This window comes from Enterococcus sp. AZ119 (genome assembly GCF_050546175.1).
GTDB classification, from domain to species: domain Bacteria; phylum Bacillota; class Bacilli; order Lactobacillales; family Enterococcaceae; genus Enterococcus; species Enterococcus faecalis.
The window spans coordinates 601,344-626,489 of sequence record NZ_CP172951.1; the positions used below are offsets into that span (position 1 = coordinate 601,344).

General features: G+C 36.9%; 17 protein-coding genes. 9 read left to right on the forward strand and 8 right to left on the reverse strand.

Annotation, left to right across the window (positions count from 1 at the left end; translation table 11 throughout):
* The first annotated feature begins 208 nt into the window (after positions 1 to 208).
* The gene (locus IGL37_RS02940) at positions 209 to 1,378 is read left to right on the forward strand and encodes a cation diffusion facilitator family transporter (RefSeq protein WP_002386999.1); all 1,170 of its coding nucleotides are present in this window, start codon (positions 209 to 211) and stop codon (positions 1,376 to 1,378) included.
* A gap of 297 nt (positions 1,379 to 1,675) precedes the next feature.
* Positions 1,676 to 3,499, forward strand: a complete 1,824-nt coding sequence (locus IGL37_RS02945) for an APC family permease (protein WP_002379167.1) — start codon at positions 1,676 to 1,678, stop codon at positions 3,497 to 3,499.
* A gap of 34 nt (positions 3,500 to 3,533) precedes the next feature.
* Here IGL37_RS02945 and IGL37_RS02950 read toward each other — a convergent pair whose 3' ends face one another.
* From IGL37_RS02950 to IGL37_RS02975, 6 genes are all read right to left on the reverse strand, one after another.
* The gene (locus IGL37_RS02950) at positions 3,534 to 3,998 is read right to left on the reverse strand and encodes a GNAT family N-acetyltransferase (protein ID WP_033917991.1); all 465 of its coding nucleotides are present in this window, start codon (positions 3,996 to 3,998) and stop codon (positions 3,534 to 3,536) included.
* Between the two features lie 71 nt (positions 3,999 to 4,069).
* Entirely contained in the window at positions 4,070 to 4,732 is a 663-nt protein-coding gene (locus IGL37_RS02955) for an ABC transporter permease (RefSeq protein ID WP_002363261.1), read from the reverse strand.
* 3 nt (positions 4,733 to 4,735) lie between these two features.
* Entirely contained in the window at positions 4,736 to 5,656 is a 921-nt protein-coding gene (locus tag IGL37_RS02960; RefSeq protein WP_002355743.1) for an osmoprotectant ABC transporter substrate-binding protein, read from the reverse strand.
* A gap of 2 nt (positions 5,657 to 5,658) precedes the next feature.
* Entirely contained in the window at positions 5,659 to 6,294 is a 636-nt protein-coding gene (locus IGL37_RS02965; RefSeq protein WP_002355744.1) for an ABC transporter permease, read from the reverse strand.
* A gap of 3 nt (positions 6,295 to 6,297) precedes the next feature.
* Entirely contained in the window at positions 6,298 to 7,491 is a 1,194-nt protein-coding gene (locus IGL37_RS02970) for a betaine/proline/choline family ABC transporter ATP-binding protein (RefSeq protein ID WP_002355745.1), read from the reverse strand.
* A 626-nt stretch (positions 7,492 to 8,117) separates the two neighbouring features.
* A complete protein-coding gene (locus IGL37_RS02975) occupies positions 8,118 to 9,008 on the reverse strand; it encodes a ring-cleaving dioxygenase (protein ID WP_002361334.1) in 891 nt (296 codons plus the stop codon).
* Positions 9,009 to 9,173: 165 nt separating this feature from the next.
* Between IGL37_RS02975 and queA the strand changes: the two genes are divergently transcribed.
* Positions 9,174 to 10,205, forward strand: a complete 1,032-nt coding sequence (gene queA, locus IGL37_RS02980; protein WP_002355747.1) for a tRNA preQ1(34) S-adenosylmethionine ribosyltransferase-isomerase QueA — start codon at positions 9,174 to 9,176, stop codon at positions 10,203 to 10,205.
* A 345-nt stretch (positions 10,206 to 10,550) separates the two neighbouring features.
* On the opposite strand, the gene IGL37_RS02985 is transcribed toward queA, so the two are convergent.
* Positions 10,551 to 10,856: a helix-turn-helix transcriptional regulator gene (locus IGL37_RS02985; RefSeq protein ID WP_002355748.1), complete on the reverse strand. Its 306-nt coding sequence runs from the start codon at positions 10,854 to 10,856 to the stop codon at positions 10,551 to 10,553.
* Positions 10,857 to 11,678: 822 nt separating this feature from the next.
* Here IGL37_RS02985 and IGL37_RS02990 point away from each other — a divergent pair.
* Positions 11,679 to 14,324, forward strand: a complete 2,646-nt coding sequence (locus IGL37_RS02990) for a calcium-translocating P-type ATPase, PMCA-type (protein ID WP_002358801.1) — start codon at positions 11,679 to 11,681, stop codon at positions 14,322 to 14,324.
* A gap of 333 nt (positions 14,325 to 14,657) precedes the next feature.
* Complete coding sequence (locus tag IGL37_RS02995) at positions 14,658 to 16,664, forward strand: KUP/HAK/KT family potassium transporter (RefSeq protein ID WP_002381294.1); 2,007 nt, start codon at positions 14,658 to 14,660, stop codon at positions 16,662 to 16,664.
* Positions 16,665 to 16,733: 69 nt separating this feature from the next.
* Here the strand turns inward: IGL37_RS02995 and IGL37_RS03000 are convergent, their stop codons facing one another.
* Positions 16,734 to 17,432, reverse strand: a complete 699-nt coding sequence (locus IGL37_RS03000) for a helix-turn-helix domain-containing protein (RefSeq protein ID WP_002381295.1) — start codon at positions 17,430 to 17,432, stop codon at positions 16,734 to 16,736.
* Between the two features lie 126 nt (positions 17,433 to 17,558).
* Here IGL37_RS03000 and IGL37_RS03005 point away from each other — a divergent pair, with 126 nt between their 5' ends.
* The 4 genes from IGL37_RS03005 to polA all read left to right on the forward strand — a co-directional run bounded on the left by IGL37_RS03005 (position 17,559) and on the right by polA (position 25,067).
* On the forward strand, positions 17,559 to 19,703 hold the full coding sequence (locus IGL37_RS03005; protein ID WP_002364734.1) for a heavy metal translocating P-type ATPase: 2,145 nt from the start codon (positions 17,559 to 17,561) through the stop codon (positions 19,701 to 19,703).
* Positions 19,704 to 19,826: 123 nt separating this feature from the next.
* The gene (locus IGL37_RS03010) at positions 19,827 to 21,251 is read left to right on the forward strand and encodes a helix-turn-helix domain-containing protein (RefSeq protein ID WP_010823440.1); all 1,425 of its coding nucleotides are present in this window, start codon (positions 19,827 to 19,829) and stop codon (positions 21,249 to 21,251) included.
* Positions 21,252 to 21,319: 68 nt separating this feature from the next.
* A complete protein-coding gene (locus IGL37_RS03015; RefSeq protein WP_002355754.1) occupies positions 21,320 to 22,231 on the forward strand; it encodes an aldo/keto reductase in 912 nt (303 codons plus the stop codon).
* A 187-nt stretch (positions 22,232 to 22,418) separates the two neighbouring features.
* The gene (gene polA / locus IGL37_RS03020) at positions 22,419 to 25,067 is read left to right on the forward strand and encodes a DNA polymerase I (protein WP_033917992.1); all 2,649 of its coding nucleotides are present in this window, start codon (positions 22,419 to 22,421) and stop codon (positions 25,065 to 25,067) included.
* Positions 25,068 to 25,146 lie beyond the last annotated feature (79 nt).

The following is a 25,146-nucleotide window of genomic DNA, read 5'->3' on the forward strand; positions in this document are numbered from 1 at the left end:
TGAAAACATCTCTAGCGTTTTCGGCTTTTTGTTTTTCTTTATTTTCAAGGCAACCCTAACAAAGAAGTTTTGGGGGCTCTTGCTTTTGACTTTTTGGCAATGCTAAATAATAAAATCTCCCTCAGAAAGTGAGGTTTTTTGTGTACAAATGTATAAAAAGGTTTTATAGTATTTTTTTAAGAAATAAAAAGTGGGTAGGGGTTGTAAAATGATTCAAGCATTGCTTCAACGATATGAGAAAAAAATTGAACGTCGTAAATTGGAAAAACGAACAGCATTCGGTGCTTTTGCCGGGCGGATTGGGCTTGTTTCTAATTTATTTTTATTCGTTAGTAAATTTATGATTGGCTTGCTTTCAGGTAGTGTTTCAATCATGGCAGATGCCATTAATAGCTTGTCCGATACTATTTCTTCAGTTTTAACATTAGTCGGTTTTTATATTGCTGGTAAGCCAGCGGATAAAGAACATCCCTATGGCCATGAACGTTTTGAATATATTAGTGGAATGCTTGTATCATTAGTGATTACGTTTATTGGGTTTGAGTTTCTAACGACCTCCGTTGATCGTATCCTGCATCCAGAATCAATCAAGGTGACCCCCATTTTATTTGCTGTTTTAGCTTTGTCAATTGGGATTAAAATTTGGCAAGGGCTGTTTTACAAAAAAGTATCAGCAAAAATTGATTCTCAAGCATTAGTTGCTTCTGCTAAGGATAGCTTTAATGATGTTTATACTACATTAGCTGTTTTGATTTCTGCATTTATTGAAGGCGTCACTGGTTTGCGAATTGATGGATATATTGGTTTTTTAATTGCTGCATATATTATTTATAGTGGCTTGCAGTTAATTCGCGAATTTATTAATGAGTTGATGGGCATGCGTCCGAGCCAAACAGAAATTGATGAAATGAAAAATGTCTTATCAAAAATGGAAACAATTGTAGGGTATCACGATTTACTGATTCATAATTATGGTCCCAGCCAAACGTTTGCGTCTGTTCACATTGAAATTGATGATCGCTGGGATTTAAATAAAGCCCATCAGACAATCGATGCGATTGAAGCGAAGTTTAAAGAAGAATTAGATGTTAACCTTGTTTGTCATATTGATCCAGTGAATTTGTATGACCCAACACAACAATTTGTTCATCAAACAATCAAAAAGATTATTCGTTCTTTTGATGCGTCTTTAAAAGTCCATGATATCCGCTTAGTTACCCATGGCGAAGAACCGAAGATTTTGTTCGACTTGGTTTTACCTACAGAATCAAAATTATCTGAATTTGAACTGGGTGTGGAAATTCAACGGCAAGTTTATGAAAAAATTGGTCGTTATAAAGTGGAAATTACCTTCGATCATACGTACTTGTTACAATAAAAGGGAATAATTAACTAAGTTTTTAAGCGAGAGCCAAAAGGTCAAATAGACTTTTAGCTCTCGCTTTTTTGTTTAGAGAATGCAAATCCTTTTGTTATCTGGATTCTCTTGATAAGATAAAGGAAGCGGGGGACTTTAAATGAGTGTCTGATTAAAAAAAGATGGTGATTTTTTTATCTTTTTCAGTAACAAAAATCAATTGACTTTTCATTGTGAGAAGCGTAGCATATGGATTTGTTTGATAAAAAATAATGAAAAAAGTGAGCGGGTCACTCTAGAGAAAAGGAGTAGAAAAAAATGGCGGATTTAAAACGACTGTTCATTGGGAAACCATTGAAATCAGCCGAAAATGATGAACATAAATTAAGCAGATTTGCAGCGCTTGCGTTGTTATCTTCTGATGCACTTTCATCCATTGCGTATGGTACAGAACAAATAGTGGTGGTTCTGGTTACTTTGTCGGCGGCTGCGATTTGGTATTCATTACCAATTGCTGCATTTGTTATTATTTTACTTATTTCTTTAACATTGTCGTACCGACAAATTATTCATGCGTATCCGCATGGCGGCGGCGCATACGTTGTTAGTAGTGAAAACCTCGGCAGAAATGCCGGTTTATTGGCTGGTGGTTCGTTGTTAGTCGATTATATGCTAACAGTAGCCGTTTCAGTTTCAGCGGGCGCAGAGGCGATTATATCGGCGATTCCGGCGTTATATGGTCATCAAGTAGCAATTTCTATTGGGATTGTGATATTGATTACCTTAATGAACTTGAGAGGCCTGCGAGAATCTGCTTCGTTCTTAATGTTGCCAGTGTATAGTTTTATCGCAATTATTACATTACTGATTGTTGTTGGGCTATTTAAAATTGTGACTGGCGCACAGCCATTGAATGCGACAGCTTTACCAGGAGCCGTGGTTCCAGGAATTTCTATTGCCTTGGTTTTACGGGCTTTTTCATCTGGTTCTTCTTCCTTAACAGGGGTTGAAGCAATCAGTAATGCAGTGCCATTCTTTAAGAAACCACGAGCAAAAAATGCTGCTGGGACGTTAGCGTTAATGGCAACGATTTTAGGGTTCTTCTTCGTGGGGATTACATTTATTAACTATTGGTATGGGATTGTGCCCAAAGAAGAAGTGACAGTTCTTTCACAAATTGGGAAAGCGGTCTTTGGTCAAAATATTTTATATTATTTATTACAGTTTGCGACAGCCTTAATTTTAGCGGTTGCTGCTAACACAGGATTCTCAGCCTTTCCAGTTTTGGCTTATAACTTAGCCAAAGATAAGTTTATGCCGCATATGTATATGGATCGTGGCGACCGTTTAGGCTATTCAAACGGTATTTTAACTTTAGCTGCTGGTTCCATTGTTTTATTATTGATTTTCCAAGGTTCCACAGAACGTTTAATCCCATTGTATTCAATTGGTGTGTTTATTCCGTTTGCTTTGTCTCAATCGGGGATGGTTGTAAAATGGCGAAAAGAAACTAAAAATTGGTTGCCAAAATCAATTGCTAACATTGTCGGCGCCTTTATCTCTTTCGCGATTATCGCCATTTTGTTTATTTATCGATTAGGGGACATCTGGCCGTTCTTTATTATTATGCCGGTGTTGATTTATGCATTTTATCGGGTCAACACTCACTATAAAAATGTGGCGGAACAGCTACGTTTAGAAGACGGGGCACAGTTGCATGAGTTTGATGGGAATACAGTTATTGTTCTAGTAGGGAACGTAACCAAGGCAAATGTCGGCGCCTTGAATTATGCGCGTTCCATTGGCGATTATGTCGTTGCCATGCATGTCTCAATGGATGAAAATGTTGAGAAGGAAAAAGAAATTCAGGAAGAGTTTAAAAAACACTTCCCGGACGTTCGTCTATCAATTGTCCATTCTTCGTATCGTTCACTGCAAAATCCTATCTTACGTTATGTTGATTTGGTTAGTAAAAATGCCACGAAGCATAACTACAGTACAACGGTTTTAGTACCACAATTTGTACCGAATAAACGTTGGCAAAATATTTTGCATAACCAAACAAGTTTACGCTTGCGGATTCGTTTAGCGTGGCGGGAAAATATTATTGTGGCTACCTATAGTTATCACTTGAAAAAATAAATAAAAGTCTGCTATCTTTTGATGGCAGATTTTTTTATTGACGTAATTGTTTTTGATAAATTCTAGCGCAAGACTGCTCTTCGGTGGTTACCATTGTCAAAAATTCCCAGTCATATCTTTCATAAAAAGTAATATGGTCTGTGAGCAAATAAAGCTTTTTAAATCCAGAATTAGCTAGAAAATCACCAACTGTTGTTAAAAGAATTCCTGCTAAGCCTTGGTGACGAAATGTTGGTTCGACATACAATGCACAAAGGTTTGGTGTAAGGTCTGCACGATTGTGGAAGTCATTATCAATTACGCCCACGCCTGCAACGATGTCCTGCTGTTTATTCAAGCAGACCCACCAATATGGTACGTGGTTTTCGCTAGTTAGCATTTCCTGCATACTTGCTTGATACGCTTCAGCGGGGATTTGCCACTTTTGGCTAAACCATTGAGCAGCTGACGGAATTAAGTGTGGTTGTTGGTTTAAATCGATAATAGTATAGTTAGACATTATTGATCTCCTAGATAAAAAAACAGATCCCATTGAAAAGAAACAATGTTGGATCTGCTCTGTATTTTTTATTAATTGGAATGTTTGCTAGCTGGGTCTAAACGCCGTTCAATAATCCCTAGAACCCAATCTGTGATAATCGCCATAAAGGCCGTTGGTAAGGCACCGACTAAAATGATAGAAGCACCATCTGTGGCATTGGTTCCACGAATAATAATATCCCCTAAACCACCAGCACCAACGAAAGCACCAATCGCAGTAATCCCGATTGCGACGACTAACGCATTTCGAATACCTGCCATGATTACTGAAACAGATAAAGGTAACTCGACCATATAAAGAAGTTGTACTTTTGTCATACCCATTCCTTTACCAACATCTAAAATATTGCGATCCACTTGAATCATGCCAGTGTACGTATTCTTGATGATTGGTAGGAGAGAATAAAGGAAGACCGTTACAACCACCGTGTTGACGCCTAAGCCCATTCCCAACATTAAAATCGAAAGCATTGCCAAAGCTGGTACTGTTTGGATAATGTTCGCTAAACGGATAATCCAGTTGGCTAAGCTACGTTTACGTGAAATCATAATCCCAATAGGAATCCCGACAATTGCAGCAAAGATTACGCCATAAATCGAAATTAAAAAGTGACGTAAAAATTGTTGAAAGACGTAGCCGCCATTTTGTTGGAAATAGTAGATAAATTGTTGGAATAAATTCATATTATTCATCTGTTACTCCCCCTCAAAATAGTTATTTTCTTTTAAGAAACGTTCGGCTACGACAGCAGGTTCAATTAAATCATTATCTGCTTGATAGTTCAATTCTTGCATTTTTTTGGTAGAAATTTTACCATCTAAGCGATTTAAGACATCTTTAATTTCCGGCGTTTCTTTTAATAATTTGTCACTAACCACAGGAGCGGCATCATAAGGCGGGAAGAAGCGCTTGTCATCTTTTAACATGACTAAATCGTAACTACCAATCCGGCCATCTGTTGAGTAACCTAAGATGACGTCCATTTTTCCAGCGTTGACTGCATCGTACACCAAGCCAATTTGCATTGGTAAAATAGATTTAAATTGGAAGTTGTATTCCTTTTTAAAGCCTTCATAACCGTCGCCTTCACGTGTGATCCACGCAGTATCGACACCAGCAACTAATTTGTCTGCGACTTTCCCTAAATCACTGACTGTTTTTAAATTGTATTTCTCAGCCGTTTCTTTTGTAACTAAGAATACATAAGTATTTTCAAATCCATATGAAGGGAACCAAGTTTGTTGATAACGTTTTTCAAATTCTGATTGAACTAGATTGAACGCTTTTTTAGGATCTTTTTCCGCTGGTAAGCCCAGCGTAGTAGTCACGTCAGTACCAGTATAACGAGCTGCAGAAATTGAGGCATCTCCGTTTAACATTGCTTGGTGATTGATGGTAGTAGTGGCTAAGTTGTTAATCACATTTGTTTTTTTATCTGTGTAATGCTCAACCATATCCGCTACAATGCTCCCTAAAATCTGCGCTTCTGAAGTAATCCCACCTGTAATGGCAACAGTGTTATCATCAGAAGTTGAAGCGAGACCAGGTAAAGAACAACCTGCCAATAAAAGTAAACTGCTTAAGAAGAGTAAGCTTAACTTGAGTTTCTTTTTCATCATTATTCGCCCTCCCTTAAAGCTTTTGGCGTTAAACGATTTTCTAATAATCCAAGAAGAACATCTGCTAAAAGCGCTAAAATAGTTACCGGAATAGTCCCGCCAAAGATTAATTCTGGCTGATAGTTATTTAATCCACTGAAAATCATATCACCAAGACCACCTGCACCAATATAAGAAGCCAGTGTAGCCCAAGCAATGACATAGACAGCAGCTAAACGAATGCCGGCCATAATTGTTGGCATGGCAATGGGTAATTCAACACTAAAAATAGACTGTAAATTGGTCATGCCCATGCCTTTAGCAACATCTCGGTAATTTTCATCGACATTTTTCATTCCGATATACGTGTTTCTTAAAATAGGTAGAAGGGAATAGATGAATAGCGCGATAATAGCGGGTGTTTTGCCGACACCAAAAATTGGAATCATCAAAGCTAATAAAGCCAACGAAGGAACCGTTTGTAAGGCACTTGTTAAACCAATGACAATATTGGCTACTTTGGGCAAACGTGTTAACCAAACGCCAACGGGCACAGCGATAGCGACCCCTAATAAAAGTGCAAAGAATGAAATATAAATATGTTCAATACTTTTTGAAATCATTTCTGATCCATATTCTTGAAAGAAGCTACTCATTGCTTACGCCTCCTCTTTATCAGTTTCGGACTCGCTTTGTTTTGCTTCTACAGCTTCACTAATCGTTGTTTCATCGCCCCAGATAACATCATAAACAATGTCAACAAGGGAAGCACGTGTTAAGATGCCCACCACTCGTTTTTGTTCATCAACGACTGGCACATATTTTAAGCCGCGTTTTAAGATTCTTTGTAAAGCATCACGTAAAAGAGCGGTTTTTTGAACAAAGAAGACATCTTTATTCAAGATATCACCAACACTAGAAGCTTTGCCACGTTGCTGATCTAATGTTTCAACATCGATAAAGCCTTTAAGCACATGGGAATTATCAACAACTAATAAGGTATCAACCCGTTTTTCACGCATCAATTTAATCGCTTCTTGTAAAGATTTTTCCGGCGTGATAGTAATAGCTGAATTTAACATGACTTCATCAACAGTGGTGAAATCAGGTTTGGCTTGTAATAAGCGATCTTCTCCGATGAGTTCTTCTACAAATTCATTGGCTGGATGACGTAAAATATTATCTGGTGTGTCAAATTGAATTACTTTGCCTTCGCTCATAATGGCAATTTTATTTGCTAATTTCAACGCTTCATCCATATCATGGGTAACAAAGACAATAGTTTTTCCTAAACGTTCTTGCAAATCTTTCACTAAATCTTGTAATGAATCACGGGTGATAGGATCTAAAGCACCAAAAGGTTCATCCATTAGAATAATATCTTGATTGGCAGCTAAAGCCCGCACAACGCCGATTCTTTGTTGTTGTCCCCCAGAAAGTTCATTGGGATAGCGGTCCAACATTTCTCGTGGTAACTCAACCAAATCAATCATTTTTTCGGCTATCTTATTGCGTTCTTCCACAGGTACTTTTAATAATTTAGGCACTAAAACGATATTTTCACGAATGGTCATGTGAGGCATCAAGCCGATATTTTGAATGACATAGCCAATTTGGCGACGTAGCTCTACAGGATTGATTTTTTGAATATCTTGGCCATCAATTAAAATTTTTCCTTTTGAAGGGTCGGTCATGCGGTTAAGCATCCGCATTGATGTTGTTTTTCCACTACCACTTGTTCCGATGAAGCAGATAAATTCACCTTTATCGAAAGACAAATTAATGTCATCAACGGCGACTTTTCCGCCTTTATAAAATTTTGATACATGCTGAAATTCTATCAACTTACTCACCTCAACTAAATATTTTGAAAATGTATCTTATTACTAGTATGCTATAAAAATGCGATTTCGACAAATGTAATCTATTTTTAATGGGAAAAAGAAGGCGGTAAAATTTTTTTAATTCGTTCTAAAAAAAAGAAAAGATAACTATTGTTTAGTAAAAGTTATCTGAACGAAACAAGATGTTAAAAAGAGTATTCTGAGAAGGAAGAAAAGCCGCTATAACAAAGAAAAGTGTCCTTTGTAGCAAGTTGACGGGAGCTGAGTTTTTCATTAGAATGGAAAGAGAACAAGGGAATAAAATAAAAAAAGGCGCTTCATGATTTAGCGGCAACTAAATCACGAAGCCTTGAATAGTCACCTGTGCAAGTGGACCATCAAGTTGCCCGTTCAATCAATGGAAACCATTGATCACTTTTATTTTACTGAATTTTTGAAAAAATTACCAGTTTTTTTAAGAAGTAAGAAGTGGAAGAACGAAGGATGCTTTTTATGGAATGTGCAATGACGTTCAGAAAAATCTGAAGGTCATTTTTTATTCTCTTGTTCAAACATTCAAACATAGGGGAAGAGAGACGGACGTAATTTTGTCACCGATTATTACGTCCGTCTTCCGTTGTTTTCTAAAGCGTTGGTTACATGTCTTTGTAGAGGTTGGCTTCAATTGCAGTCCGTTTTGGTTCTAAAAAAGGCGGTAAAGCCAACGTTTCCCCTAAATGTTCCAGAGGCTCATCCAATGTAAAGCCAGGAGCCAAAGTAGCAAATTCAACCCGATTCCCGCCTGGTTCACGAATGTATAAACTTTTAAAATATCCACGACTTACATACATTTCAATCTCCCAGCCTTGCGCTAAAGCGCGCGTGTGTAGTTCTTGTAATGCTTCATCATCAGCCACAGAAAAAGCAATATGATCCATACTGCCACGCCCCATTCGGCTTGTTTTATCCGACGTTGTTTGATGAACAGAAAAGCTTTCCGTCTCACTTAAAATAATCGTATTACCAACTGCTTGCCAACCAAGAAATGTTTCAAAAAAGGCCAAGGTTTTTTCAGAATCTGGCACATGAAATTCAGTAGAGGCTAAACCGATAATTTGAACCGCTGCTGGAATGTCGTTAGAAACAACGAGTGTTTCTTTTAATGGATTTTCAGGAACTTCTGTCAGGATAATATGCGTATCATCTGGATCACTGAAATGTAGGCTCTTTTCTTTTTTGTTAAATGGAATTTTGTTTTCTGTTAAACGTTGTTCCCAAAAGGAAAGGCTGTTTTGGGGAATTTTTAAGCCAATCGTGGCTAAATAATTTTTTTCTTCATAGCGGTTGCCTAATAAGGGCACGATAAAAAAAGTTACTAAGCTTCCCGGTGTGCCTTGATAATCGCCATAAAAATAATGAGGCATGCGATTGTTGTCTTGATTTACGGTATTTTTGACAAAGCGTAAGCCTAACAATTTTGTATAGAATGATTGGTTTTCTTGACCATGACGCGCTAATAGTGAAACATGATGAAATTGAGCATGCATTTTGAGTTCCTCCTCTAAATAACTATGTATACTTACTTAAAGTAAGTATAGTGCTTCTGACATTTTTTGACAACTATTTAGTTTGATTCAGAAGGCTGACATAGCCAGAAACAAGAAAAAGTGTTAGAATAACCAAGATAAAAACTAGTAGAAAGAGTGACGGAAATGCTAAGTACAGAAGATTTTGATTTTGATTTACCAGAAGAATTAATTGCTCAAACCCCACTAAAAGATCGCGCTAGTTCACGATTATTAGTTGTAAATAAAGAAACAGGGGACATGGAGGATAAACATTTCCATGATATTCTTGATGAATTACAGCCTGGGGATGCATTAGTCATGAATAATACACGGGTACTGCCGGCCCGTTTATATGGAGAAAAACCTGAAACAGGCGGTCATTTGGAAGTTTTACTTTTAACAAATACAGAAGGCGATACATGGGAAACCTTGATTAAACCCGCGAAACGTGCAAAAGTCGGCACGGAAATTCAATTTGGCGATGGTCGCCTAAAAGCGGTGGTTAAAGAAGAGTTGGAACATGGTGGTCGAATCATTGAATTTAAATATGATGGTATTTTCTTAGAAATTTTAGAATCGTTAGGAGAAATGCCATTGCCGCCATATATCAAAGAACGTCTAGATGACCCAGATCGTTATCAAACGGTTTATGCTGAAGAAAATGGTTCAGCTGCAGCACCAACAGCGGGTTTGCATTTTACAAAAGAACTATTAGAAGAGATCAAAGCAAAAGGTGTTCATCTCGTTTATTTAACTTTACATGTCGGTTTAGGAACATTCCGTCCCGTGAGCGTTGATAATATAGAAGAACATCATATGCATAGCGAATTCTATCGTTTAACTGAAGAAGCGGCTAAGCAATTAAATGAAGTACGCCAAGCAGGCGGTCGGATTGTTGCGGTTGGAACAACTTCTATTCGTACGTTGGAAACAATTGGCACAAAATTTAATGGTGAAATCCAGGCTGACAGTGGCTGGACCGATATTTTTATCACACCAGGGTATCAATTTAAAGTCGTAGAGGCTTTTTCAACGAACTTCCATTTACCAAAATCTACGTTAGTGATGCTTGTGAGTGCCTTTGCAGGAAAAGACTTAACATTGGCTGCTTACCAACATGCAATTGAGGAAAAATATCGTTTCTTTAGTTTTGGCGATGCAATGTTTATTAAATAAGCGACACTTTGTGAGCAGAATACTTGGGATTGAAACAAAAATATATTATGATAAACACGTGATTTTTGGAATCACAGTAAAGGTGTGCTTTATTTTTTCTTCCCCTGTAAATAATAAAGTTAGAAACCAAAACGCTACTAGGACGAAAATGCTTAGTAGACAATCTTAGAATAAAAAGAACAGCGCAACCACGGTTGCGCCGTTCTTTTTTTTATGTAAGAAAAGATTAATTATTGAAACAACAATACGAAGAAGTGCTTTCTTCGTATTGCCGGTACTAAGTTGTACCTCGGCAACTCCAAGTACAATCAGAAAAATTGTCTTGTTAAGTACAGCTTATACTGTTTAGGCTTCTTGTTCTACATCGTCATTCAGTGTTTCTTTGAAGGTGAACACATCATCAATGGTTACGCCAAAGACGTTCGCGATGTCATGCGCAAGAAGTAATGAAGGATTGTACTTGTTTCGTTCCAGTTGAATAATTGTTTGTCGAGAGACACCGACTCGATTGGCCAAATCTTGCTGGGTCATACGAGCCATAGCACGATAAACATGAATTGAACTTTCAAACGAAGATTTTTTCTTTTTTCGCATAGCATTCCCTCCTTTAAAAGAAGATAAAATAGAATGTGCACCTTGAATATAACACATATGATTATTTGATACAAATATATTTTATTGCCTAAAAGAAAAAACCGAGCTTAAATTTAAGCTCGGCCTTGTTAACGGGAAGACATCAATTGGTTGAATAAGTGTTTACATTTCGCGATACATGTAAAGCAAAAGGTGAACGTGATGTGGTGAAACTAAAACCTTGTTTTCATACAGTTTCGACGCTTGGATGGTGGATAACTTGCGTTAGGTGATAACAGATAGGGTAAATGCTTTATAGAAACTCCATCCTTCTATAACCTTTCCCTATTTTCCGATACGAGTTATCACTAACAATTACTCTACACGTATTGTTTACAGGTGAATCTTGCAATTCTAACAACTTTGAGTTTACCGATTTTTATCTACTGAGAAAATCTTCAACCAATTGATTAGCATGTCCTCCTTACACTTAAAGAATAGCACTTTTTGAAAGCGTTTGCAAGTTATAACACTTATTAATAAGATTAAATATAATATTTTTCTGGTTATTTTATAACATGTAAAATAAATAATCGTGCGAACCAAATAACATTGTATTTTTTTGTTGTTTTGTTTTGAATATATAGAAATAAACTATTTTTTTATCAGACAAAATGAAAAAAATGTCCATTGCTTTTTGGCTGAATTCGTTTCTTTTTTCATAAAATTCCCATAATCAAATAGAAACATTGCTGTAGCAACAACGAAAATACCAGTTTTTTCTGGACATATGAGAGAACGCTAAGCCAAAGATGAAAAAAGTTGCGTGTTCAAAAAAAATCATGTTATATTTAATAGAGACACTATTATATAGGAAGAAAAAATTAGAGGGGGAATAGGATGGAAGCTTACAAGCAAACTGTCGATACTGTCACAAAAGAAGTTTCAGTCAATACTGAAACTGGTTTAACACAACAAGAGGCCCAACAACGGCTGAAAGAAAATGGCCGCAATCAATTTGAAGAGGCTAAGAAGGATTCTGTGTTAAAGAAATTTATTCACAGTTTATCTGATTTTACAACGATTATTTTATTAGTTGCTGCGGCAATTTCGTTTTATACAGCAATCGTAACAGAACATGGCGAATATTTTGAAGGAATCTTAATTATTGCAATTGTGATTATCAATGCTGTTTTGGCCATTGTTCAAGAAGGAAATGCTGAAAAATCTCTGGCGGCTTTACAAGACATGAACAAGCAAAGTAGTGCAGTCTTACGAGATGGCAAGGTAATCGAAGTCGATGCTGAAGAACTAGTAGTAGGAGATGTTCTAGTTCTTGAAGCTGGTTCAATGATTACAGCCGATGCACGACTTATTCAAGCTTCTCAAATGCGCGTAGAAGAGTCAGCACTAACAGGTGAAAGTGAACCTGTTGAAAAAGATCCTACATACGTGGGGCATGACGATGATGGCTTAGGAGATCAAATAAATATGATTTTCAAAGGTTGTACCGTTGTGAATGGCCGCGGACGAGCAGTAGTAACTGCAACAGGAATGAATACGGAAATGGGTAAAATTGCTGGGTTACTGAATAACAGCGATCAGCAAAAAACACCATTACAAAAACGCTTGAATCAATTAGGCAAACGTATTAGTTTGTTAGCCTTAGGGGCTGCAGCAATTGTTTTCATTATTGGTGAACTGCAAGGAGAACCGCTTCTTGAAATGTTTATGACAGCCGTTTCCTTAGCGGTGGCAGCTGTACCAGAAACACTAACCGTGATTGTAACGTTAACCTTAGCATATGGTGTTCAAAAAATGGCTAAGAAACATGCAATTATTCGCCGATTGCCAGCAGTAGAAACGCTAGGAACTGCGAATGTTATCTGTTCTGATAAGACAGGAACACTGACACAAAATAAAATGCGTGTCCGCCGAGTATGGCATCGTGGTGATGAAGTAACGGATACGGAAGATGCCATGACCGATGAAGCCATGGAAGTACTGAAAATGGCTGCCTTATGTACAGATGTCATTGTGGAAAAAGAAGGCGATGAACTAACTGTTACAGGGAATCCGACAGAAGCGGCAATTGTTCGTGCTGTCGAAGAAAATTATCATACGAAAGAAGAACTTGAAGAAAAATATCCTCGTATTGGTGAAATTCCCTTTGATTCAGAACGAAAAATGATGACTACGGTCCATCAATGGGGGAAAAAGTACATCTCAATTACTAAAGGAGCCTTTGATGTGTTACTACCACGTTTTGGTTTCGGAGATGTCGATCAAGCGGCTATTGTTAATGATCGTTTCGGAAAACGAGCGTTACGAGTTATTGCTGTCGGTTATGCCGTATATGATGAACCACCCAAGGAAATTACATCAGAGGCTTTAGAAAAAAATCTTCGCTTGTTAGGCTTAATTGGCATGATTGATCCACCACGTCCAGAAAGTAAGGGCGCCATTGCTCGTGCGAAAAAAGCTGGAATTAAAACAGTCATGATTACTGGTGATCACGTGGTAACAGCCAGTGCAATTGCTAAAGAATTAGGAATTTTAAAAGATAAAAGTGAAGCCTTATCTGGTTCAGAACTGAAAAAAATGAGTGATGAAGAATTAGATAAACGGGTTAAAGATTTATCCGTTTATGCACGTGTAACCCCTGAAGATAAAATTCGAATTGTTCAATCATGGCAACGTTCTGGCGCTGTTGTAGCAATGACCGGAGATGGCGTGAATGATGCGCCAGCCTTGAAAGCTAGTGATGTCGGTTGCGCAATGGGGATTACTGGAACAGATGTGGCCCAAGGCGCTTCAGATATGATTTTGACGGACGATAACTTTGCAACTATTGTTGATGCGGTTGCGCAAGGACGTGCCGTGTACCGAAATATTCGTAAAGCCATTAACTTCTTGTTAAGCTGTAATATTTCTGAGATTTTTATTGTTTTAATTGCCATGTTACTTGGTTGGGGTGCGCCATTTACTGCAGTTCAATTGTTGTTTGTTAACGTGGTCGCAGATGGGTTACCTGGTTTTGCATTAGGAAAAGAACCAGCAGAAAAAGGAATTATGGATGAGGCACCAATCCCTAAAAATGAAGGGATTTTTGCACGAGGCTTGTGGCAAAAGATTGGGATTAATGCAGCAGTGTTCACAGTCATTACTTTGTTTGGTTTTTACCTAGGTGCCTTTGTACCAGGTGTTTCAGCCTATGTTTCAAACAGCTATGAAGTTGGACAAACAGTGGCATTTTTAATCTTAGCTTATTCCTCTATCTTACATGTCTTTAATGTTCGTAGTGCGAACTCTGTTTTCCGTGTAAAATTATCAAGCAACAAGTCGCTCTTTGAAATGGTCGTTTTAGCATTACTAATTACCACAACCATTGCTTTATTACCATTCACACAAGAACTATTTGGATTAGTGCATATTAGTTTAAATCATTGGATGTTAGCAATTTTCCTATCCTTTGTGCCAATTTTCGTCAATGAAATGATTAAGTTCCATTTCTCTGAAGTTGAAGAGGAAGAAGAAGTGATTTAAATTTAACAGGAATAAAAGGAGCTACTTTTGTTCAGGGAATTATCTTAATAGTTAGTAAGTGGGGCAGCAGTCGTTTCGACTGCTGCCCCACTTATTTTTGATTTTCCTTTTTTCAAAATAGGTGGGTTTCTTATCTAAGATGAACATTCTCTAATAAAAAGACTTGCTAAACGATTTAAAACGTATTATAGTGAGTAGCATCGTTAGTCAAAAAGCGCTTTTTGACTAATGAAAAAGATATATAAAACGTTATATAATAAAGAGTTTTAAAAGTTTTTATGGAGCTGTTGGTTAAACTAAACGAAGTCATTTCTTTTGTAGGAGGAAAGTATTGTGTTACACAAAGCAGAGGGGTTTGATCGTCGGAAATTTACGATGGCAGGGATCTTAGTTGCCATGGGCGTTGTCTATGGAGATATTGGAACGAGCCCTTTATATGTAATGAAAGCCATTGTAGGAGATAATGGTGGCTTGGCACGGGTTTCTGAATCGTTTATTTTAGGTTCGGTCTCATTAATTTTTTGGACATTGACTATCTTAACCACGATTAAATATGTTGTTATTGCTTTAAATGCTGATAACCATGGAGAAGGTGGGATTTTCTCTCTTTATACATTGGTTCGTAAAAAAAGTAAGTATTTGATTATTCCCGCAATGATTGGCGGCGCCGCTTTACTGGCTGATGGCGTTTTGACCCCAGCTGTGACAGTGACGACAGCGATTGAAGGATTACGGGGGATTCCGGCATTTTTTGAACGTTTTGGCAATGACCAAACGATTATAGTGGTTATTACGTTGACGATTATTTTAATTCTTTTTTCTGTTCAACGATTTGGAACAGAATTGGTCGGGAAAGCTTTTGGGCCGATTATGTTCTTGTGGTTCACTTTTTTAGGCATCATTGGTTTAATGAATTTTAGCCAAGATTGGACAGTTATTCGTGCATTAAATCCATATTATGCTTTGCAATTACTAGTCAGTCCAGAAAATAAATTAGGTCTATTTATTTTAGGGAATATTTTCTTGGCTACAACTGGTGCTGAAGCTTTATATTCTGATTTAGGGCATGTAGGAAAAATGAATATCCGCATTAGCTGGCCGTATATTAAGATTTGTTTGATTCTTAATTATTTAGGGCAAGCTGCGTGGTTGTTAACGGTCAAAGAAAACCCTGAAATGCAGGCATTAGCTGAAATTAACCCATTTTTCCAAATGATTCCACGAGGTATTCTCGTATTTGGCGTTGTTTTTGCAACAATCGCCGCAGTGATTGCTTCGCAAGCGTTAATATCAGGTTCGTATACTTTAGTTTCTGAAGCGATTAAATTGAAGTTATTACCAAGACTTAAAATTATTTATCCTGGGAGCAATATCGGTCAAATGTATATTCCAGCGGTAAATTTAATTTTGTGGTTAGCTTGTTCAGCAATCGTGCTGGCTTTTAGAACATCGACACACATGGAAGCTGCGTATGGTCTATCGATTACGATTACGATGTTAATGACAACCATTTTATTGTTGTTTTATCTTTTGGATAAAATTCCAGCTTGGTCTGCGTATCTAATTTCCTTGTTCTTTGCTGCCATTGAAGTTGTCTTTTTCTTTTCAAGTGCTGCGAAGTTTTTCCATGGTGGATATGTTGCTGTGGGAATGGCAGTCTTCTTGTTATGCATCATGATTATTTGGGAACGCGGCAACGAGATTAAGGAAGCAACGGCGGAACAAGTGTCGCTGGAAAAATATGTACCACAACTTAAAGCTTTGAAAGAAGATACATCTGTACCTATGTATCAAACCAACGTGGTCTTTTTAACCTCCGATCGAGTGGACGGCGAAATTAATCGTAATATTATTTATTCGATTTTGGACAAACAACCAAAACGAGCGAACGTTTATTGGTTTGTTAATGTTCAGGTAACAGATGAACCCTTTACTCAAGAGTATTCTGTTGACATGCTAGGAACTGATTTTATTGTGCAAGTTCAGCTATATTTAGGCTTCCATATTTCTCAAGAAGTGAATGTATATTTAAGACAAATTGTTCATGACTTGATGAAAACAGGCCGCTTGCCAAAACAGCCACAACGTTATTCATTAACGCCAGGGAGAGAAGTTGGCGATTTCCAATTTGTATTAATTCAAGAAGAATTATCTAACGTTTCTGAACTGAAAAAATGGGATCGACAAATTATGCAGGCAAAATTAGCTATTAAAAACTTAACTACCTCTCCTGAAAGTTGGTTTGGCTTGGAATACAGTGAAGTCAAATATGAATCTGTTCCTTTAATCATTGGCCCACAACGGAAAACGCACTTAGTCGAACGAAAGAATCGTTCATAAATAGAAGAAATTTAACTAAAAGATTGAGCCTAGGTCCTTGAGATACATGGCTCAATCTTTTTTGTAGAATCAGAGTAAATACTGTAATTCCACAAAGAATTCATTTAAAAGTGTTTGGTCTTTAAAGGAATTCATTCGCTTAAAGATGGCCAGTAAGACTTCTTTTTGTGGTTCAGTTAATTGATCTACTTTTAACAAAGGAAGAAAAGCGATAATCAGAGAATAATCCAATTCTGGATTTTGAGAATGTGTAAATAATTCATGGAGTTCTGACAAAATAAACGGATGATAATAAGATTGGTCAGACTGTTCTTCTGCAGTTGTTGGTTCATAAATAGAAATACTCTCTTGGGAATGAGAGGGGGCTTCTACTGTTAAAGGAAAAGCATAAAAGGACTGCTGTAACTTTTGCGCTTGAATCATGATTTTTAAGGAATCGTGATAGGATAGCTGTTCTTCAGATAAACGTCCCATCAACTGAGTAAAAAAAGGTGGTTTTAGCAGTTGTTTATTTTGAAAATTTTCTTTTAATAGCTGGCGCACAAATCGATCGAAATCACCATAAAGTAGCCAATCTACTGTTGTATCGCAGGCTTTAGCGATTTTTTTTAAGTATCGTTTATTGGGTAAATTCAAACCTAATTCCCAGTTACTAATTGTACTTCCACTAGATAAACCAATTTTATTGGCTAAATAACGTAAAGTGTACTTCTTCTTTTTTCGAGCTTCACGCATGCGCGCCCCGACTTGCTTTGTAGTAATTTTCATTGAAACACTCCTTTTGTAATAAATATGAGGATAAGGTGTTCTTAAAATATACATACGCAAAATTCGGCTCTTTTTTTTTTCTAAACTAAAAAAAGTAATTATTTCTAACAATTTTCATCTTGTGCTATGCTTAAGATGAAAATACTTAAGAAGAGAAGGGATCATATGTCAGCAAAACATAATCATGAACAACACCAGGAAAAACAGCCAACAATGTCCCACGATAAAATGAATCACATGAATCATGACATGGCGCATGAACAAATGGCTATGTCACACCAACATGAAGGAATGAAGGGAATGGATCATTCAATGCATATGGGGAATTTTAAACAAAAATTCTGGCTGTCATTGATTTTAGCTATTCCGATTATTGTTCTTTCACCAATGATGGGTTTTCAATTACCTTTTCAATTTACTTTTCCAGGTTCTGATTGGTTGGTCTTAATTTTAGCAACTGTGCTATTTTTTTATGGTGGACAACCATTTTTAAGTGGCGCTAGAATGGAATTACAGCAAAAGAGTCCAGCAATGATGACGTTAATTGCGATGGGGATTTCGGTATCATATTTTTACAGCTTATATGCGTTTTACATGAATCATTTTACGAATCAGGCCCACGTGATGGACTTTTTCTGGGAATTAGCCACTCTGATTGTTATTATGCTTTTAGGCCATTGGATTGAAATGAATGCTATTTCTAATGCTGGTGATGCCTTGAAAAAAATGGCTGAACTGTTGCCTGACACAGTCAAGCGAATGACTGAACATGGGGAAGAAGAAATTCCTTTGCAAGATGTCCAAGAAGGCGATCGCTTGATTGTTCGTTCGGGAGATAAAATTCCGACAGACGGTAAAATTTTGAAAGGAAGCACAACAGTCGACGAATCGATGGTTACAGGGGAATCAAAAACAGTAGAAAAAAACATTGGTGACTCCGTGATTGGTGGAGCTGTCAATGGCAACGGAATGATTGAAATTTCGGTAACTGGCACGGGTGAAAATAGTTACCTGTCAAAAGTTATGGAGATGGTTAAACAAGCGCAATCGGAAAAATCAAAACTAGAATCCATTTCAGACCGTGTAGCCAAGTGGTTATTCTATATTGCCTTATTCGTAGGTGTGTTAGCATTTATCGGTTGGTTACTCGTAACGAAAGATTTGTCTCTAGCATTTGAACGAATGGTTACAGTTTTTATTATTGCCTGTCCCCATGCGTTAGGCTTAGCAATTCCTTTAGTGATTGCTAGAAGTACCTCCATTGCTGCTAAAAATGGCTTACTTTTAAAAAATCGGAATGCATTAGAACAAGCCAATAAGGTTGAATATGTGTTGCTGGATAAAACTGGAACTTTAACAGAAGGACAATTTACAGTTACTGGCTTAGAATTAATGAGTAAGCAGTTTACTAGAGAAGAAGCACTTAAATATATTGGGGCATTGGAAAAAAATGCAAATCATCCGTTGGCAATTGGGATCATGAACTATTTAAATAAACAAGCCGTTCAACCTTATGAAGCCCATAATCTGCAAGCTTTATCAGGCGTAGGACTGGTTGCTACTGTTCAAAACCAAGAAGTCAAAATAGTCAATGAAAAAGAAGTTGCACGGTTACAGTTAACCTTCGATGAAACAATTAAAACAAACTATCAAGAGCAAGGAAATACCTTGAGCTATTTAATCATCGCTGGTCAATTAGTCGCACTGCTTGCTTTAGGAGATAAAGTCAAACCAGAAGCTAAAACATTTATTGCAGAGTTACAAGCGCAAGGAATTACGCCAGTCATGTTAACAGGGGATAATCAAACAGCCGCCAGTGCAGTTGCTAATTATTTAGGAATGAAGGAATACTACGCAGAGCTCTTACCAGAAGATAAAGAAAAAATTGTGCAACAATATCTTACTGAGGGACATCAGGTCATGATGGTAGGAGACGGTATTAACGATGCACCAAGTTTAGCCCGTGCTTCAATCGGCATTGCGATAGGCGCTGGTACAGATGTAGCGATTGATTCGGCAGATGTTGTACTGACGGATAGTGATCCTAAAGATATTTTAAGGTTCTTAGATTTAGCCAAACAAACACGACGTAAAATGATCCAAAATCTTTGGTGGGGAGCTGGGTACAATATTGTCGCCATTCCTTTAGCGGCTGGGGTCCTTGCACCACTTGGGATTGTTTTAAATCCAGCTGTAGGTGCTGTCTTGATGTCATTAAGTACAATTATTGTAGCAGCAAATGCTATGACACTGCATATTTCAAAAAAATAATTCGATATAATTGTAGAGAGCGGAAAGTAATCAATACTTTTTGTTCTCTATTTTTTTCTTCTTAAAAAAATTTTTGCCTTATTTGACGTATTCTTATAACAAGGGAGTGAAAGGGGACGATATATGGATTTCAAGGAATTATTGTCTTTTGAACATAAAAATATGTTGGAATTGTTGGATTTACTGCAACAAGAGCAGACATTTTCTGTTTTGATGGCTGCAGAAAAACTAAAGGTGAGCGACAAAACCATCCATTGTTACATTCAACGTTTTGAAAAAAAGCAGGAAACGTTTAAGATAGAAGGGCTTTGTAAGATTTATACAACGACCAAAGGAATTGTAAAATATCGTGAATTATGCGTTTGTGGCTTGGCTCGATTTAGACAAAAATTTTGTTATTTTATTCCCGAATTTTATATTTTACGTTGTCTAATTGAAGAGCGAATCAATTATGCGCAATTGACCCAGGTATTGGGATTACAGGAATCAACTCTTCGGAAGAAACTTTCTAATATTCGACGTTGGCTAGTTAATTTTGATATTATTGTACGTCAAAAACATTACGATTTAACTGGTAATGAATGGCAAATTCGACAGTTAATCCTTTGTTTTTATTTGTTTTTCCAAGAAAGCTGTCTGGAAGAAAACAGAGAAATGACTCGGAAAATCATTACCTTTTTTGAGTTGGATTTAAATGTAGCACAACAGAATCATCTTAGTTGGCTAATTTATATTTGGGAGAAACGATATAGAGGCGGGCATGAAATTTCAGTGCCAAATGCTAATTTATTTCAACAAACAAGTGCTTTTTTTTATTTATTTCGTGTGGAAGTGTTGAGCACTTCTTTTATGTCTCTTAAAGAACAAAAAGCGTTATTTGTGATTCTTGAAGCACATTTTGGTGGTTGTTTTGGCAAGAGAGCGCGAAAGTATTTTATTCATGAGCAAATGAAAATAGAAAGTTTATGCTTAAAAACAGCTATTTTTATTATGAAAGAAATTAGGAGAAATTTTACACAACATCATTTTAATTATCAAGAAATTCATTTATGTCGATTTTTAAGTACGCATATGAATAGTTTATTAGACGGACAAGCATGGTTGCCAGCTCATAAACAGGAACAAACACTCGCTGCTCGTTATCAACAAACCTGGCACAGATTACAGAAACTAATTAGGCTTTTAAAGCGCCTATATCCAGTCTTTACTTCAGTAAAAGAACGGGAATTGACGAGTTGCTATTTTTATCACATCCTAGATTTATTTAACCCGATTTTATATGAAAAAAAATATATTATTTGCCTATTGACGGACTTTCCTCCAGAAAAGGAACAAGCGTTGGGACAATCTATAAAAAGCTATTTCAGTGAAAAAAAGAATATTACAATTATTCATGGAAAACCAACGTATCAACTTCACCAAGCACATCTCTTAATTGTCAATCATTTGTTTCAGATGAACGTAGCGCTTTCTTCTGAGACAGTTGTTTATTTGCCAGAGGAATTATCTCCTGCTTTTTTTGAAAAAGTCGAAGCGAATCTATCGTAAGAAGTCCAATTTTGTCTAAATAGTGTTAAAATGAAGAAGTAAGAGGAATGGATGAGGAGGATATTAAAATGAAACAACTGCAATTTGGTACAAGTGACGAAACAGTTTCTTCGGTTATCTTAGGATGTATGCGCTTAAATGGTGCTGAAAATCCTCAACAGGTAATTGAAACTGCTTATGATCATGGCATTACATTTTTTGATCACGCCGACATTTATGGTGGCGGCGACTGCGAAACCATTTTTGGTAAGGCCTTAAAAGAAAGTACCATTCGTCGTGAAGATATTTTTATACAAACGAAATGTGGGATTCGTCAGGGCTTTTTTGACTTTTCAAAAGCACATATTTTAGAAGCGGTCGAAGGGAGTTTACAGCGTTTAGGTGTAGATTCAGTCGATGCATTATTGTTGCATCGTCCAGATACTTTAGTGGAACCAGAAGAAGTAGCTGAAGCTTTTCATTTATTAGAAAAACAAGGGAAAGTTCGCTATTTTGGTGTAAGTAACCAAACGCCAGGACAAATTGAACTTTTAAAAACAGCTGTTAAACAACCATTATTAGCCAATCAATTACAATTTGGCATCAAGCATACTGGCATGGTAGATCAAGGCTTACAAACAAATATGGAAATATCAGGAAGCATTGATTATGATCATGGTATTTTAGATTATTCACGGTTGAAACAAATGACTATTCAAGCATGGTCACCGTACCAATATGGTTATTTTGAAGGTGTCTTTATTGGAAATGAAAAATTCCCTGAGTTAAATCAAAAATTAAGCGAATTGGCTGAAAAATATCAAACAACGCCAACTGGTTTAGCCAGCAGCTGGATTCTGCGCCACCCTGCTAATATGCAAGTCATCGCAGGAAGTATGAATCTTGGTAGAATTGAAGAAATTGCTAAAGCAGCAGACATTGTGATTAGTCGCGAAGATTGGTACGATATTTATCGTGCAGCGGGAAATGTTTTGCCGTAAAAAGATTCTCATACTTGTGAAGATTCAGCGTGTATTGCTGATTGATTTTGGTATTTGATATAGTTGTCACTAAGGAACTATGTCAAATACCTTTTTCTTTCATTCTGCAATCGCCGTCTACTGCAAATTCTGTAGTTTTTTGTTAAAATAGAAAGGAAACTAGTTTGCTAAAGATGAGGGGAAAAAAATGACCAAAAAAAAATTATTACTCGTTGATGGAAACAGTGTAGCCTTTCGTGCATTTTTTGCGCTACATAACTCATTAGAACGATTCAAAAATAAGAACGGCTTGCATACAAATGCTATTTATGCGTTTAACAATATGTTTGAAAATGTAATGCAAAAAGAAATGCCTACTCATGTTTTAGTCGCTTTTGATGCAGGGAAAACCACATTCAGAACAGAATTTTATTCAGAATATAAAGCCGGACGTTCAAAAACACCGGGGGAATTTAAAGAACAAATGCCGTATATTCGTGAACTTTTAGAAGGTTTAGGCGTAAAATATTATGAACTACCTAACTATGAAGCAGATGATATTATTGGTACATTAGCCAACAAAGTTGATAAAGATGAATTTGATGTTGTCGTGTTATCAGGGGACCGAGATTTGACACAATTAGCGACGGACACTGTCAAAGTAGATATCACTGTTAAAGGAGTTAGCGATATTGAATCATATACGCCTGAGCATATTGCTGAAAAATATGATGGGTTAACGCCTAAGCAAATTATTGATATGAAAGGGTTGGCTGGCGACACGTCGGATAACATTCCAGGTGTAACGAAAATCGGTGAGAAAACCGCGATTAAGCTGTTAAAACAATATGGCTCAGTTGAAGGGATTTATGAGAATATCGATGAAATGAAAAAAAGCAAAATGAAAGAAAACTTGATTAATGATAAAGAGCAAGCCTTTCTTTCTAAACGTTTAGCGACAATTGAAGTCAATGCACCAGTCAAAGTCAATGTGGAAGACTTGGCATATGAAGGGAAGAACTTAGAAAAATTGGTTCCTTTTTATAAAGAAATGGACTTTAAACAATTTTTAGCTAAGTTGGACATTACAGAAGAACCTGTTGAAATGGAAGATATTTTATTTGAAGTAGTCGAAGATCAGTTAACCAATGAAATGTTTACAGACGATATGGCTCTTTATGTTGAGATGATGGAAGATAACTATCATACGTCACCGATTGTCGGCCTTGCTTGGGGCAACGACAAGAAGATTTATACCACGAATAATTTAGCTGTTTTTGAAAGTCAGCCATTTATCGATTGGTTGATGGATGAGACACGTAAAAAAAATGTCTATGATGCAAAACGGACGTACGTTGCACTAAATCGCTATGTAGGAAAAATGACAGGGATTGCCTTTGATGTTTTATTGGCTGCTTATTTACTTGATACCAATGACAATAACGCTGATATTGAAGGTGTAGCACAACATTACGGATATGATGCGATTCAATCTGATGAAGCCATTTATGGAAAAGGGGCCAAAAAAGGCTTGCCAGAGGACGAAGAAGTTTTCTTTGGTCATTTAGCACGTAAGATTAAAGCAATTCAATTTTTAACAAGCAAATTAGATAGCGAATTAACAGAAAAAAATCAAGCTGATTTATTCTATAAAATGGAATTACCACTTTCTCGTATTTTAGGCGATATGGAAATAACTGGTATCCGTGTTGATGCCACACGCTTAAAAGAAATGCAAGTAGAATTTTCAGAACGCTTGAAAGAAATCGAAGAAAAAATCTATGCAGAAGCTGGCGAAGAATTTAATTTGAATTCACCTAAACAATTAGGCGTTATTTTATTTGAAAAAATGGGCTTACCTGTGATCAAAAAGACGAAAACTGGCTATTCAACAGCGGTAGATGTTTTAGAACAACTAAAAGAACAAGCACCAATTGTGGCAGATATTTTAACTTATCGTCAAATTGCCAAAATTCAATCGACCTATGTTGAAGGACTCTTAAAAGTAATTCAGCCAGATAATAAAATTCATACTCGGTATGTACAAACACTGACCCAAACAGGACGATTAAGCTCAGTAGATCCCAATTTACAAAACATTCCTATCCGTTTAGAAGAAGGCCGAAAAATTAGAGAAGCGTTCGTACCAAGAGAGGATAATTGGTTGATTTTCTCTTCTGATTACTCTCAAATTGAGTTACGTGTGCTCGCACATATTTCTAATGATGAGCATTTAAAAGAAGCGTTTGTGGAAGGACAAGATATCCATGCCAGCACTGCAATGCGAGTTTTCGGTGTTGAAAAAGCAGAAGATGTCACACCTAACATGCGTCGTCAAGCTAAAGCGGTGAATTTTGGAATTGTCTATGGTATCAGTGATTATGGCTTGTCCCAAAACTTAGGCATTACTAGAAAGCAAGCGCAACAATATATTGACACCTATTTTGAAAAATATCCAGGCGTGAAACAGTACATGGAAGAGATTGTCCGCGATGCCAAAGACAAAGGCTATGTGGAAACATTGTATCATCGCCGTCGTTATTTAAGTGATATTAATTCAAGAAACTTTAATCTACGTTCGTTCGCTGAACGTACAGCGATTAATACACCGATTCAGGGAAGTGCCGCAGATATTTTAAAAATTGCGATGATTGAAATGGCGCGTCGTTTAAAAGAAGAAAAATTACAAGCAACAATGTTATTACAAGTGCACGATGAATTAGTTTTTGAAGTACCAGAATCAGAATTAGAACAATTAAATCAACTCGTCAAAGAAGTGATGGAGCACGCAGTTTCCTTACATGTGCCACTTATCACCGATAGCAGTTGGGGAAAAACGTGGTATGAAGCAAAATAATAGCTTACCCATTAAGAACGATGAATAAAATAAGGATAAGTAGGATCTGGACGTTGATATCTAAGCGTTCAGACCTCTT

Excerpts from the sequence above, each read along its gene's own strand:
- IGL37_RS03000 (WP_002381295.1), bottom strand. The coding sequence starts at position 17,432 with ATGAAAATTACTACAAAGCAAGTCGGGGCGCGCATGCGTGAAGCTCGA.
- IGL37_RS02950 (WP_033917991.1), bottom strand. The coding sequence starts at position 3,998 with ATGTCTAACTATACTATTATCGATTTAAACCAACAACCACACTTAATT.
- IGL37_RS03005 (WP_002364734.1), top strand. The coding sequence starts at position 17,559 with ATGCTTAAGATGAAAATACTTAAGAAGAGAAGGGATCATATGTCAGCA.
- IGL37_RS02960 (WP_002355743.1), bottom strand. The coding sequence starts at position 5,656 with ATGAAAAAGAAACTCAAGTTAAGCTTACTCTTCTTAAGCAGTTTACTT.
- IGL37_RS03010 (WP_010823440.1), top strand. The coding sequence starts at position 19,827 with ATGGATTTCAAGGAATTATTGTCTTTTGAACATAAAAATATGTTGGAA.
- queA (WP_002355747.1), top strand. The coding sequence starts at position 9,174 with ATGCTAAGTACAGAAGATTTTGATTTTGATTTACCAGAAGAATTAATT.
- IGL37_RS02955 (WP_002363261.1), bottom strand. The coding sequence starts at position 4,732 with ATGAATAATATGAATTTATTCCAACAATTTATCTACTATTTCCAACAA.
- IGL37_RS02940 (WP_002386999.1), top strand. The coding sequence starts at position 209 with ATGATTCAAGCATTGCTTCAACGATATGAGAAAAAAATTGAACGTCGT.
- polA (WP_033917992.1), top strand. The coding sequence starts at position 22,419 with ATGACCAAAAAAAAATTATTACTCGTTGATGGAAACAGTGTAGCCTTT.
- IGL37_RS02975 (WP_002361334.1), bottom strand. The coding sequence starts at position 9,008 with ATGCATGCTCAATTTCATCATGTTTCACTATTAGCGCGTCATGGTCAA.
- IGL37_RS02965 (WP_002355744.1), bottom strand. The coding sequence starts at position 6,294 with ATGAGTAGCTTCTTTCAAGAATATGGATCAGAAATGATTTCAAAAAGT.
- IGL37_RS02985 (WP_002355748.1), bottom strand. The coding sequence starts at position 10,856 with ATGTGTTATATTCAAGGTGCACATTCTATTTTATCTTCTTTTAAAGGA.
- IGL37_RS02945 (WP_002379167.1), top strand. The coding sequence starts at position 1,676 with ATGGCGGATTTAAAACGACTGTTCATTGGGAAACCATTGAAATCAGCC.
- IGL37_RS03015 (WP_002355754.1), top strand. The coding sequence starts at position 21,320 with ATGAAACAACTGCAATTTGGTACAAGTGACGAAACAGTTTCTTCGGTT.
- IGL37_RS02990 (WP_002358801.1), top strand. The coding sequence starts at position 11,679 with ATGGAAGCTTACAAGCAAACTGTCGATACTGTCACAAAAGAAGTTTCA.